This window comes from Pseudomonas uvaldensis (assembly GCF_021271205.1).
Classification (GTDB): Bacteria; Pseudomonadota; Gammaproteobacteria; order Pseudomonadales; family Pseudomonadaceae; genus Aquipseudomonas; species Aquipseudomonas uvaldensis.
The window spans coordinates 15,720-28,071 of sequence record NZ_JAIWKS010000006.1; the positions used below are offsets into that span (position 1 = coordinate 15,720).

Consider the following 12,352-nt stretch of genomic DNA (forward strand, 5'->3'; position numbering starts at 1 on the left):
CTGATTGAATACGAGTGCTCACTATGCAACTCCCGGACATGAACCTGCTGGTCGCCCTCGACGCGCTGCTCGATGAGGGCAGCGTGGTCGGTGCCGCGCGGAGGATGAACCTCAGCCCCGCCGCCATGAGCCGCACCCTGACGCGAATCCGCGACGCCATCGGCGACCCGATCCTGGTGCGCGCCGGTCGCGGGCTGGTGCCCACGCCCAAGGCGCTGGCCTTGCGCGAGCAGGTGCGCGACGTAGTGGAACAGGCGGCGCTGGTGTTTCGCTCGGCCGATGCCGTGGACCTGAGCACCTTGCGGCGACGCTTCAGCATTCGCGCCAACGATTTTTTTGTCGGTGTGTATGGCGGCAAGCTGTTCGACACCCTGGAGCGCCAGGCCCCCCATTGCGAGTTGCGTTATGTTCCGGAGGGCGACGGTGACGATGAGGCCCTGCGCGAGGGGCGTATCGACCTGAGCATCAGCAACACCCGGCCGGTGATGCCAGAGGTGAAGGTGCAGAACCTGTTTTCCACGCATTTCGTTGGCCTGGTGCGCGAAGACCATCCGCTGCTCGATGGCGAGATCACCGCCGAGCGATTCGCCGGTTTTTCCCATATCAGCATGTCACGGCGCGGTATCGCCCGCGGTCCCATAGACACTGCGCTCAATGCCCTTGGCCTGGAGCGGCGGGTGGCGGTCATCGCGCCGAGTTTCCATGCGGCGATGTTCACCTTGCCCGATTCAGACCTGATCCTGCCGGTGCCCAAGGAAGCCTTGCTGAGCGTCAAGCGCCTGGGGTTGCGCCTGCGTTCGTTTACCCTGCCGATCCCGCTGCCAACGCTGATGCTGACCCAGGCCTGGCATCCGCGCTACGACAACGACCCCGCCCACCGCTGGCTTCGGGAAACCCTCAAGGCCTGTTGCGAGGAGACGTGGACGGCGGCGCAGCCTGAATCAAACGCAGCCCAGTGAATCCTGTGGGAGCGGGCTTGCTCGCGAATGCGGTGTGTCAGACGCCATTGTTGTTGTCTGACACACCGCATTCGCGAGCAAGCCCGCTCCCACAGGGGGATTCATTGCTGCGCAGAACGCATTTATAAACTGCCAATAAGTCACTTTTTGTCAGTCCTCCCGCTTTTTAAACTGCTCCGGTATTCTTCCGGAGTTTTCCAATCCATGACCTCCCTCACGACCACGGCACTCCCCGCGGCAACCGCCGCGCCGTCGGCGTTCGGTCCGCGAGTCGTCATCGGCTTGGTGGGTGTGTTGCTGGCGGTGCTCGTTTCGGGGTTGAACGAGATGGTGACCAAGGTCGCCCTGGCGGATATCCGTGGCGCGATGGCCATCGGGTATGACGAAGGCACTTGGCTGGTGGGGTGTTATACCGCTACCTCGGTGGCCGCCATGGCCTTCGCGCCTTGGTGCTCGGTGACCTTTTCGCTGCGCCGCTTCACGCTGTGGGCCATCGGCTTGTTCGCCCTCCTGGGCGTGCTGTGTCCGTTGGCGCCGAACTACCAAAGCCTGCTGCTGATGCGGACCTTGCAAGGTCTGGCCGGCGGCGCGTTGCCGCCGATGCTGATGACCGTCGCCCTGCGTTTCTTGCCGCCCGGCGTAAAACTTTATGGCCTGGCCGGTTATGCCTTGACCGCCACGTTCGGTCCAGGCCTGGGTACGCCCCTGGCAGGCTTGTGGACCGAATACGTCGGTTGGCAATGGACCTTCTGGCAAATCATCGTGCCCTGTCTGATCGCCATGGCTGCAGTGGCCTACGGCCTGCCTCAGGACCCGCTGCGCCTGGAGCGCCTCAAGCAGTTCAACTGGCGTGGCCTGCTGCTGGGTTTCCCGGCGATCTGCATGCTGGTGATCGGCGTGCTGCAAGGCAACCGGCTGGATTGGTTCGAGTCGAGCCTGATCTGTACCTTGCTGGGTGGCGGCGTGGTGCTGCTGGTGCTGTTCATGATCAACGAATGGTCGCAGCCGGTGCCTTTCTTCAACTTGCAGATGTTGGGCATACGCAACCTGACGTTTGCACTGGTGACGCTGGCCGGTGTGTTGGTGGTACTGCTGGCGGTGATCATCATTCCGTCCAGTTACCTGGCCCAGGTCCAGGGATATCGGCCGGTGCAGACGGCGCCAGTGATGCTGTTGATGGCGTTGCCGCAGGTGATTGCACTGCCGCTGGTGGCGGCGTTGTGCAATCTGCGTTGGGTCGATTGTCGCTGGGTGCTGGGGATCGGCCTGGGCATGCTGGCGTTGTCCTGCATCGGCAGTTCGCAGTTGACCTCTGCGTGGATTCGCGATGATTTCTACGGTTGGCAACTGCTGCAGATCTTCGGCCAGCCAATGGCGGTGCTGCCGTTGCTGATGCTCTCCACCGGCAGCATCTCGCCAATGGACGGCCCGTTCGCTTCGGCCTGGTTCAACACGGTCAAGGGCCTTGCCGCCGTGATCGCTACCGGTGTGCTGGATGCGCTGACCACATCGCGCCTGCATTTCCACTCCACGATGCTGGTGGACAGCCTCGGTAACTCACCGTTGGTCGACACCGACTCCGCCTCGCTCGCCCATCGCCTTCACGAGCAGGCCGTGGTGCTGACGTTCTCCGATCTTTACCTGTGCATGGCAGGCGTTGCGCTCGTCCTGATCCTGCTCATTTTCTGGCTGCCGACGCGGATCTACCCGCCTGGCGCGCCACGTTGAATCCGGGAGCTCCCATGAAGACTCAAGTGAAAAAACCAGTTGTGCTCGCCGTTGCCGCGGCGATTGCGCTTGGTGCGTTGGTTTACCTGCTGGCCCCTGGTAAACGTGTGCAGCAGAGCACCAACGATGCGTTCGTTTCGGCTGACTACACCCTGGTGGTACCGCGTGTGGCGGGTTTCATCAAGGAGGTGCTGGTGGAAGATCACCAGCAGGTGAAGGCTGGGCAATTGCTCGCGCTGATCGACGACCGAGATCTGCGCGCCGCGGCCCAGGCCGCCGATGCACAGACCCTGGTGGCGCGTGCCCAGCTGGAAAACGCCCGGGCAACCCTGGAGCGTCAGGCTTCGGTGATCGCCCAGGCCCAGGCCACGGTGGTCGCCGCCAAGGCGGAGATGGCCTTTGCCGAGCATGAGCGCAATCGTTACCAGCACCTGGCCGGCGTGGGTGCCGGGACGGTGCAGAATGCCCAGCAGGCCCAGACCCGGATCGACCAGGCCACTGCGCGGCTGGCCAATGCCACGGCGGTGCTGGCCGCCGAACGTAAGCAAGTGGAGATCCTGACGGCCCAGCGTGACGCTGCCGAAGGCGGATTGAAGAAGGCTCAGGCCGCGCTGGAAATCGCCAGTTACGAGCTGTCGTACACCCGCATCGTCGCGCCCCAGGATGGCATGGTCGGCGAGCGGGCTGTGCGGGTCGGCGCCTACGTGACGCCGGGCAGCAAGCTGCTGGCGGTGGTGCCGCTGGCCCAGGCCTATGTGGTCGGCAATTTCCAGGAAACCCAACTCACCGATGTGCAACCGGGCCAGCGGGTAGATGTACGCGTCGACACGTTCGGCGGTGAAACGCTGCATGGTCGCGTGCAGAGCATCGCCCCGGCGACTGGCGTGACCTTCGCTTCGGTCAAGCCGGACAATGCCACCGGTAATTTCACCAAGGTCGTGCAGCGCATACCGGTGAAGATTGTCCTGGATCCCGGCCAGCCCCTGGCCGAGCGGCTGCGAGTGGGGATGTCGGTGGAGGCGCGGATCGATACCGCCAGCATGGGGAGTGATGGGCGTGAGGTGACGCAGCGATGAAAAGATGGGTTGGCTGGTCGGGCCTCATCGCGAGCAGGCTCGCTCCCACACTGGATCTGCGCCATGCAGGAAGTTCGGAGCCAAGTCAGAATTCCCTGTGGGAGCGAGCCTGCTCGCGATGGTGCCAGTGGCGTCTCACACCTGCCAGTGCCTTGCTCATGATCAGCCTGTCAGCCTGCACCGTCGGTCCGGATTTCCACCGGCCCGAGCCGCTGCAGGTGACCCAATGGTCCAAGCCCGCCAACGCGGCCGTCAGCCAGGTGATTCCCACCGACATGAACGAACACTGGTGGGAGGTTTTCAATGACCCGACCTTGACCGCGCTGACCCGTCGCGCCTTGGCCGGTAATCTTGACTTGAAGCTCGCCGACAGTCGATTGCAACAGAGCCGTGCCGCTCGGCAGGTGATCACCTCGGCGCAGTTTCCGAACAGCGCCGCCACTGGCGGTTATGGCCGTAAGCGCAACAGCGGCGAGGGGCTGAATGACCCGTCGGGGAACAATGGTGACGCGGCTTTTTACCTGTGGGAGGCAGGTGTCTCTGCGTCGTGGGAACTGGACATGTGGGGCCGTGTGCGCCGTGAAGCCGAAGCGGCGGACGCCCATCTGGAAGTCGTCCGCAATGACCGTCGTGGTGTGCTGGTGGCGGTGCTCGCCGAGACTGCCCAGGATTATCTGCAACTGCGCGGTGTACAAAGCACCCGTGCCGTCACCGAGCAGAACCTGGAGGTGGCGCGCCACAGTCTGAGGCTTACGCAACTGCGGCTGGCCGATGGTGTTGCCACGGACCTGGACGTGGCCGAAGCGGCAGCTCAGGTTGCGACCATCGAAGCCCGATTGCCCGCATTGCAACAACGCCAGTCGCAGCTGATCAACGCTCTAAGCTTGTTGCTGGGCCAGCCACCGCAGGCGTTGCAAGCCGAACTGTCGGACGACGCACCCGTGCCCCAGGCCCCGCGCCAAGTCGCCATCGGCCTGCCGTCACAGCTGGCCGAGCGTCGACCGGACATTCGTCAGGCCGAGGCCCGGCTGCACGCCGCCACGGCCACTATCGGCGTAGCCAAGGGGGATTTTTATCCGCGCATCACCTTGTCGGGCAACGTCGGTTCCCAGGCCCTGCAACTGGGTGATTTCGGCTCCTGGGGCTCGCGGGCGTTCGGCATCGGTCCGCAATTCAGCCTGCCGCTGTTCGACGGTGGGCGCCTGCGGGGTGTGCTGCATCTGCGCGAGGCCCAGCAACAGGAAGCGGCGATCGCCTATCAGCAGACCGTGCTCAAGGCCTGGCATGAAATCGACGATCAACTGAGCGCCTACAATGCGAGCCAGCTGCGCCGCGACAGCCTCGCCGAAGCCGTGCGCCAGAACCGGATCGCCTTGCGTACCGCACAACAACAATACGTGGAAGGCGTGGTGGACTTTGTCACCGTCCTCACGGTGCAAGGCGCGTTGCTGGCCACCCAGGAACAACTGGTGGAAAGCTCCACTGGCGTTTCCCTGGCCATGGTGGGGTTGTACAAGGCGCTGGGCGGTGGTTGGGAATCGGTGTATCCGGCGGCGGAAGTGCTTACCAATAATCCGGTTTGATGGCGGGGGCCTTGTGGGTGGGAACCCGATTGGGAAATTGATGGGATTGGAGCTCGTCGCAGGTGACGACGCGGCGCATCCAGTGGGCGCATTCTTTTAAAGAACCTGGCGCCAGTCGTTTGGAGTCGGTTCGATAAGGGAGTACTACGCCGACTTTCAAATGAGGAAAATCCTCTCGAATCGCCCTCAATGCTGGAGCCATATCGGTGTCGCCGGAGACTAGCACGAGCTGCTCGATACGCTCTTCCCGCGATTTTGCTTCTTGTCTAGAAGCAGTTCGATACATGCTGATTGCAATGTGGACGTCGGTTTCCTTTTCTTCGAGCTTCCAGATAGGAACCGTATCCTGACGTGAAGCGCCGATCGTTCTGCTTACAAAACGGGGCGCGTTTGCGCGTTCGAGCTGATGACGTCCATAGTGAACGTTGACTTTGTTGGCCTTCAATGCGCGGACGTAGGCGTCATGGGCTTCCTTGGATGCGACTCCTCGCGTTGCCAGCTCCGGCTTGACGGAGGACGTGAAGTAATCGACGGAGACGAGCGAACTCTTGGGATTCTCGACCCGGGCGATGTGCGTCAATAACTGCGTCAGGTTTAGCCACTTATAGGGTGTGCCGGCAAGCAGTCCATAAAAAACGTTATACCCGTCAACGAAAAAAGCGGTGCGCACAAACTCAATCCCCAAAAACGAAAAAACCGGCCGAAGCCGGTGTTTTCACCCCAACGGCCAGAGAACTTAATCTCTGCGTACGAGGTTGAGCAGTGAGAGGATCCTAATTCTGGAAAGATTCCGCGTCAACCGTGGACGATCTGGCTCTGGCACCGGCAAGACGAGTTTTGTGCGTCTTCACAACTGATGGTCACGCTGTTCTGGAGCCAATGTGTGAGAACGTATTTCAATGGCCTTCCATAGCGTTGGTGGTTGCTGAGGGGCTTGGATTGTCCATCGTCCCTGGTTGATCAAGACGAGCGGATCTACCGAGATATTTGTGGGATTTGATCCCAGCCTCTGTCAGAAAAAACCAAGCGGTGTTTGAGCCCACTCATGGCTTTTTGAAACAAGAGTTTTCCACTCGCTTTTCCCGACTCCCTTGACGCTTCCCACTGCTGTCGTAGACTCCGCCCATCCGTCAGGGAGTAGCGGTTATGTTGCGTTTGGGTAGTTGGGTAATGGGATTGGCCTTGGCCTTCGTAGCGTGTGGCGTCCAGGCGCAGACGCCTGCAGCGGACGATCCGCTGCTGGAGAACAATGTCACCGCGAGTGCACCGGGTGGCAGCGAGGCGCGGGGGGTGCTTCGGGCGCGGGACCAGGCGGTGCTGGCCAGCGAGTTGGCCGGGCGTATCGTGGAGTTGCCGTTCAGTGAGGGCGAGTCGTTCAAGAAGGGCGATACGCTGGCGCGTTTCGATTGTTCGGCCTATCAGGCCCAGCTCAATGCGGCCCAGGCGGCGGCCCGGGGGGCCAGTGAAGAGTTGGCCCATAACCGCCAGTTGGCGTCGTTGAAATCGGTTGGGCGTTTTGAAGTGTCGCGGGCCGAGGCCCGGGTCAGCGAGGCGCAGGCGCAATCCCAGGTTTACCAAGTCCAGGTCAAGCGCTGCAGTGTCGTTGCGCCGTTCGACGGGCAGGTCGTATCGCGCAAGGTCCAGCGTTATGAAAGCGTGGCGGCCGGTGCGCCGTTGCTGGATGTGGTGGATAACCGCACCCTGGAAATCCATCTGCTGGTGCCGTCCCGCTGGATGGGCAGGCTCAAGCCGGGTCAATCCTTTACGTTCATTCCCGATGAAACCGGCAAGCCGCTGCAAGCGACGGTCAAACGGCTGGGCGCACGTATTGACGAGGGCAGCCAGACCCTATTGTTGGTGGCCAGCCTGCCCGACGCCAATGGTCTGTTGTCCGGCATGAGCGGTACGGCACGTTTCGCGGAGCCCAAGTGAACGCGCCGCTGACGGGCAGCACCGAGCAGGTCTTCGCCCGCTTCCTCGACCTGGAACGCCAGACGCGAGCCGCGCGTACTCCGGCGCAATTGAGCTACAGCCTGGTCAATGATGGGCAGGCATTGTTCGGGTTTCGCCACGCTGCGTTATTGATCGCTGGCAAGGTGCAGGCGGTGACCGGCGTCAGCGCCGTGGAGCCCAATGCGCCGTTCGTGGCGTTTGTCGAGCAGGCAGTAGCGCAGTTGTTCAAGCAGGGCCTGCTCGACCAGGCCCGGGTGATCGCCGCCGATGGGGTGAGCGAAGCCGTCCGGGCGGACTGGGCAAGCCTGTCGGCCGGACAGGTGTTCTGGTTGCCATTGATCGATCAGCAGGGCCAGGTCTTCGGCGGATTGTGGCTGGCCCGTGACCTGCCATGGACTCCCCCCGAACAGGTGCTGCTGTCCCAGCTGGGCGATACCTACAGCCATGCCTGGCTCGCGTTGCAACCGCGCAAACCCTGGCGCCTGCGCTGGACGCGCAAGCGCCAGGTCGCATTGGCGGTGGTGCTGTTGCTGGGGTTGCTGATTCCGGTGCGCCAGTCGGTATTGGCGCCGGCCGAGGTGGTGCCTCTGGGTGGACAGGTCGTGGCGGCGCCGCTGGATGGCGTGATCGCCGAGTTCCTGGTCAAGCCCAACCAGACCGTCAAGAACGGCGAGTTGCTGCTGCGCTTCGAAAGCACCAGCCTCAAGGCCCAGGCCGATGTGGCCGAGCGTGCCCTGGGTGTGGCCGAGGCAGAGCTCAAGGCCAATTCCCAACGCTCATTCGCCGATGCCGAATCGAGCTCCAAGATCGATCTGCTGGCCGCCCGCGTCGAACAGAAACGCGCCGAGCGCAACTACGCCATCGAGCTGCTCAAGCGCAGCGAAGTGCGTGCCGAGCGAGATGGAATCGCGGTCTTTCCCGATGCCGAGCGCTGGCTTGGCAAGCCCGTGCAGACCGGTGAGCGGTTGATGGAGATTGCCGACCCGAACCAGGCCGAGTTGCGTATCGAATTGGCGGTGGGCGATGCGATTGCATTGACCCCCGGTGCGCAGGTAGCGCTGTTTCTCGACAGCGATCCGTTGCAGCGGCACCTGGCCTGGCTGGAACGCTCGGCCTACGAAGCGCAGCCCACTGCCGCCGGACAACTGGCGTATCGCCTGGATGCGCGTTTCGATGCGGCGGCGCCGCGTATCGGCTTGCGGGGCACGGCGAAGATCTTCGGTGACCGCGCGCCCCTGGCGCTGTACCTGTTGCGGCGGCCCCTGGCCGGCCTGCGCCAGAGCGTAGGCTTGTAGCATGAGCCTGCCGAGCCTGCGACCGGACCTGCAGTTGTCCCCGGCGGCTCCGGACCCGGACGGGTCCCCTCAATGGACCTTGGCCGATCCGGTGCGCGGTCGTTATTTCAAGCTCGGCGCGGCAGCGATGCGCATGCTGCGGCATTGGTCCCTGGGCGATCCGGAGCAGGTGCTGCACGCGGCGAATCGGGAGCCGGGCCTGCCGCTTACCCAGGAGTCGCTGGAGCAACTGCTGGGTTTTCTGCGCGGGCACGACCTGATCAGTGCGATGGATCCGCAACAGCGCGACAGCTACCTGTTCAAGCAGGTCGCCCAGCGCCAGAGCCTCTGGCAGATCCTGCTGCATCAGTACCTGTTTTTCCGCATCCCACTGTGGCGCCCGGATGCCTTTCTCAATCGGGCCTGGCCGTGGCTCGCGCGATTCGGTCCTGGCTTGCTGCGTTATGGCCTGCCCCTGACCCTGGGGCTGGGCATTTTCCTGGTTTCGCGGGACTGGCAGCGGTTCGTGGCGACCTTCCCGCATCTGTTCAGCCTCGGTGGTGCGCTGGCATTCGGCGTAGCATTGTTGTTCGCCAAACTGTGCCATGAGTTCGGCCATGCCTTCATGGCCAAGCGAGCCGGGTGTCGCGTGCAAAGCATGGGCGTGGCATTCATGGTGCTGCTGCCGATGTTCTATACCGACGTCAGCGATGCCTGGCGGATCAATGACCGCCGGGCCCGCTTGCTGATCGGTGCCGGCGGGGTCCTGGCGGAGTTGTTACTGGCGTGCATCGCATTGCTGGCCTGGTCGTTGCTGGGTGACGGGCCGGCGCGTACGGCGGCGTTCATGCTGGCCAGTGCCACCTGGATCACCACGCTTCTCATCAACCTGAACCCGTTCATGCGTTTCGACGGTTATTTCCTGCTCAGTGATTTCTGGGCGGTGGATAACCTCCAGGGCCGTGCGTTCGCCCTGTGCCGCTGGCGTCTGCGCGAAGCCTTGTTCGGTTACGGAGCGTCGGCGCCGGAACCCTGGTCGCCGAAGATGCGTCGTCGCTTGCTGGTGTGGGGGTACGGCGCCTGGTTGTGGCGGGCGGCGTTGTTCCTGGGTATCGCCCTGGCGGTCTATCACCTGTTCTTCAAGGTGCTGGGCATTTTCCTGATGATGGTGGAATTGGTGTGGTTCATTTTTATGCCCATCGTGAATGAATGGCGACAATGGTGGAGCCGTCGCGAACAGGCCCATGGTCCACGGGTGCTGCTGACCGGCCTGGTGTTGGCGGGGGTGGTCCTGCTGCTGTTGTTGCCATGGCGCAGCGCCGTGGACGTGCCGGCCATGCTGGAGGCCGGTCGCACCAGTGCCTTGCATGCCCCGGTGGCGGCGCGGGTCAAGCAGGTGAATGTGCACGACGGCCAGACCGTTGCCCAAGGCGATGTATTGATTGAGCTGGAGTCGCCGGACATGGCCTCGCGCCTGGCCATCGTGCGTCGGGAAATCGAGATCCAGCAGCTGCAGATGCGCCGCCAGGCCGGGCGTAGCGAAACCGCTGCCGACGCTGGCATTGTCGAACAGCAATTGGCTGAAGCAGTGGCCGAATACCGAGGCCTGGTCGCTCAGCGCGAGCGTCTGTTATTGCGGGCACCGCACGCCGGCCAAGTGCGCGATCTACTGCCGCAATTGACGGTGGGCCGCTGGCTGGCGCCCACCCAGGCGCTGGCGCGAGTGGTGCAGACCGATTCACGATTGCGCGGCTACCTGACCGAAGCCGAGCTCTGGCGGGTCGAGAGCGGCGCGACAGGGCGCTTCATTGCCGATGATCCGGTGCACGCCTCGATAGCCGTACGCCTGGATGAAATCGACACCAATGGCGCGGCCTGGGTCGAGCAGCAGGCGTTGACGTCCGATCATCATGGGCCGATAGCCGTACGCCGTGATGCGCAGCAACGGGCCGAGCCGGTGCAGGCTCAATACGGTGTGCGTTTGAGTGCCATCGAGGCTACGAACGCGCCGGTACAGCCGCTGCGCGGTGTCGTGGTGTTGCAAGGGCAGGGCGAGTCGGTACTGGGAGCGGCCTGGCGACGCTTGGCGGCGCTGGGCGTCAGGGAAAGCGGATTCTAAGGAGCGGGCATGGAATCAGTCGCGGCAGAAGGATTGGTGATACGACCATCGCGGTTCAGCGACGGGCCGTTCTTGCAAAGTCTGTATCAGGCGGCGCGGCCGGATCTGCAATGGATCGATGGCGACCCCGAGCAGGTGCGGCAGGTCATCGACCAGCAGTTTCAGGTGCAGGAACAAGGGTTGGGGGAGAACTTTCCTGACGCCATGCATTACGTCGTGGAAAAGCTCGGCACGGCCATCGGCGCCCTGAGCACCGATTTCGGGCCCAACGAGATCCGAGTGCTGTACCTGGCTTTCATCCCCCAGGCTCGCGGCCAGGGTTACGGTCGTGCGGTGCTGCAGGGGGTGCAGAAAGCCGCGCAACAGATCCGCTGTCCGGTGGCGACGGTGGTCTGGACCCATAATCCCCACGCTCGTCGGCATTACCTGGCAATGGGTTTCGAAGTCCAGGAAAGCAACCTGGCGGCAGAGCGTTTGGTCTGGTATCCGAAAGGCAACTGAGCAGTTGCTGTCGACTGCGGGGGCGAGCTTGCCGGTGATGAGGGTGGGCCATTGGACATGGATGCAAACTGACCCTCCGCCATCGCGGGCATGTTCGCTCCCGCAGGGCATCAGCCTCGTTCAGTTGAATGCGATGTGGAAGTAGCCCACCGTCGGATCCCGACCTGCAGCGGGTACCCTCGACACGAACACCCCTTCGAGCGTGCCCAGCCCGGGCATCTCCAGGTCACAGAGTCCATCCACGAACTCGGTGCTTTCCAGACTGTTGAGTTCCACGTTGAACGGCATCCGTTCGGCGTTCGGCATCCTGGCCCGGGGTGTTTCTTCCAGATGTTCGATCCGCACCGGCAAGCGACTGCCGTCCGGCAGGACCAGGCTTCGGGTCTGGCCCAGCAGCGGCTGGAAATGGTGGCTATGAACCTTTTGCAGCATGTCGTCACTCCACAAGGCCGGAGGGCCGTGGCCCTCCGGTGGGTCGTCAGTTGCGGGAAGGGAAGATACCTTCGAGGGCGATGCTGAAGTTGATCGCCAGGAATGGGTTCATGATCGGCAGGGGCAAGCCGGCTCCGGCGGGAGAAACCGTACCGCTGACGGTCGTGCTCACGCCCTGCAGCGGCACCGGCGAGGCGCCTATCTGGTCGGAATAGATCGCCGCCGAACCTGGCCCTGTACCCGAGGTGCCGATGAATGAGTTGGTGGCCGTGGGTGTGTTCACCGGATTGCTGGCCGGGTTCGCCAATTGCAGGGTAGTCGAGGCGGTAAGGCCGGTGAGTGTGTGGGTGTGGGCAGGCAGGTTGTTCAGCGTCGGGGTGACGTTTTCGGTGCCGGAGACTTCACCGATCACACGGGGAGTCAGGCCCAGGCCGTTGCCCATGCCCATGAGCATGCGCCCTTGCAGGTTGGGCAGCATGAAGGTGGTCTGGCCGTTGCCCCCGTAAGTCACGCCGAGCAAGGAAAACAGCGCCGAGTTTTGCGCGATGCTGATGGTCTGCCCGTTGCACAGCGCCCAGCCACGGGGGGCGAAATTAAAGGCGAACGGCTGGATGGTACCCATGAATACTTCCATAAAATCCTCATCCCTCAGGTCATTGGTCTGGCGGTACCTGGCGGATACGACGAGTAAGATGCGATCAGTCCGACTCCTCACTTCCAGGCCTGG

General features: G+C 63.1%; 11 protein-coding genes. 8 read left to right on the plus strand and 3 right to left on the minus strand.

The window, feature by feature from the left end:
• Positions 1 to 23: 23 nt before the first annotated feature.
• The 4 genes from LCU97_RS14940 (at position 24) to LCU97_RS14960 (ending at position 5,346) form a co-directional block, all read left to right on the plus strand.
• Complete coding sequence (locus LCU97_RS14940) at positions 24 to 959, plus strand: LysR family transcriptional regulator (protein ID WP_053148132.1); 936 nt, start codon at positions 24 to 26, stop codon at positions 957 to 959.
• 204 nt (positions 960 to 1,163) lie between these two features.
• The gene (locus tag LCU97_RS14950) at positions 1,164 to 2,687 is read left to right on the plus strand and encodes an MFS transporter (RefSeq protein ID WP_232777004.1); all 1,524 of its coding nucleotides are present in this window, start codon (positions 1,164 to 1,166) and stop codon (positions 2,685 to 2,687) included.
• 14 nt (positions 2,688 to 2,701) lie between these two features.
• On the plus strand, positions 2,702 to 3,763 hold the full coding sequence (locus LCU97_RS14955; protein WP_053148128.1) for an HlyD family secretion protein: 1,062 nt from the start codon (positions 2,702 to 2,704) through the stop codon (positions 3,761 to 3,763).
• Positions 3,760 to 5,346 (plus strand): efflux transporter outer membrane subunit, encoded by a 1,587-nt coding sequence (locus LCU97_RS14960; RefSeq protein WP_232777006.1) that lies wholly within the window; start codon positions 3,760 to 3,762, stop codon positions 5,344 to 5,346. Before LCU97_RS14955 ends, LCU97_RS14960 begins: the two co-directional genes overlap by 4 nt.
• Here LCU97_RS14960 and LCU97_RS14965 read toward each other — a convergent pair.
• Entirely contained in the window at positions 5,327 to 6,016 is a 690-nt protein-coding gene (locus LCU97_RS14965; protein WP_232777008.1) for an NYN domain-containing protein, read from the minus strand. The two genes, LCU97_RS14960 and LCU97_RS14965, sit on opposite strands and share 20 nt — an antisense overlap.
• A gap of 476 nt (positions 6,017 to 6,492) precedes the next feature.
• Here LCU97_RS14965 and LCU97_RS14970 point away from each other — a divergent pair, with 476 nt between their 5' ends.
• From LCU97_RS14970 to LCU97_RS14985, 4 genes are read left to right on the plus strand one after another with little or no spacing between them, the layout of a single operon-like run.
• Positions 6,493 to 7,278, plus strand: a complete 786-nt coding sequence (locus LCU97_RS14970) for an efflux RND transporter periplasmic adaptor subunit (protein ID WP_232777010.1) — start codon at positions 6,493 to 6,495, stop codon at positions 7,276 to 7,278.
• The gene (locus LCU97_RS14975) at positions 7,275 to 8,594 is read left to right on the plus strand and encodes an efflux RND transporter periplasmic adaptor subunit (protein WP_232777012.1); all 1,320 of its coding nucleotides are present in this window, start codon (positions 7,275 to 7,277) and stop codon (positions 8,592 to 8,594) included. Before LCU97_RS14970 ends, LCU97_RS14975 begins: the two co-directional genes overlap by 4 nt.
• Position 8,595: 1 nt before the next feature.
• Entirely contained in the window at positions 8,596 to 10,692 is a 2,097-nt protein-coding gene (locus tag LCU97_RS14980) for an efflux RND transporter periplasmic adaptor subunit (protein WP_232777014.1), read from the plus strand.
• A 9-nt stretch (positions 10,693 to 10,701) separates the two neighbouring features.
• Positions 10,702 to 11,193 carry a GNAT family N-acetyltransferase gene (locus tag LCU97_RS14985; protein ID WP_053148116.1) on the plus strand — a complete coding sequence of 164 codons (492 nt, stop codon included), beginning with the start codon at positions 10,702 to 10,704 and terminating at the stop codon, positions 11,191 to 11,193.
• Between the two features lie 120 nt (positions 11,194 to 11,313).
• Here the strand turns inward: LCU97_RS14985 and LCU97_RS14990 are convergent, their stop codons facing one another.
• Together LCU97_RS14990 and LCU97_RS14995 are read right to left on the minus strand one after the other, a co-directional pair.
• The gene (locus tag LCU97_RS14990; RefSeq protein ID WP_053148114.1) at positions 11,314 to 11,625 is read right to left on the minus strand and encodes a DUF6916 family protein; all 312 of its coding nucleotides are present in this window, start codon (positions 11,623 to 11,625) and stop codon (positions 11,314 to 11,316) included.
• A gap of 46 nt (positions 11,626 to 11,671) precedes the next feature.
• Positions 11,672 to 12,259, minus strand: a complete 588-nt coding sequence (locus LCU97_RS14995) for a phage tail protein (protein WP_053148112.1) — start codon at positions 12,257 to 12,259, stop codon at positions 11,672 to 11,674.
• Positions 12,260 to 12,352 lie beyond the last annotated feature (93 nt).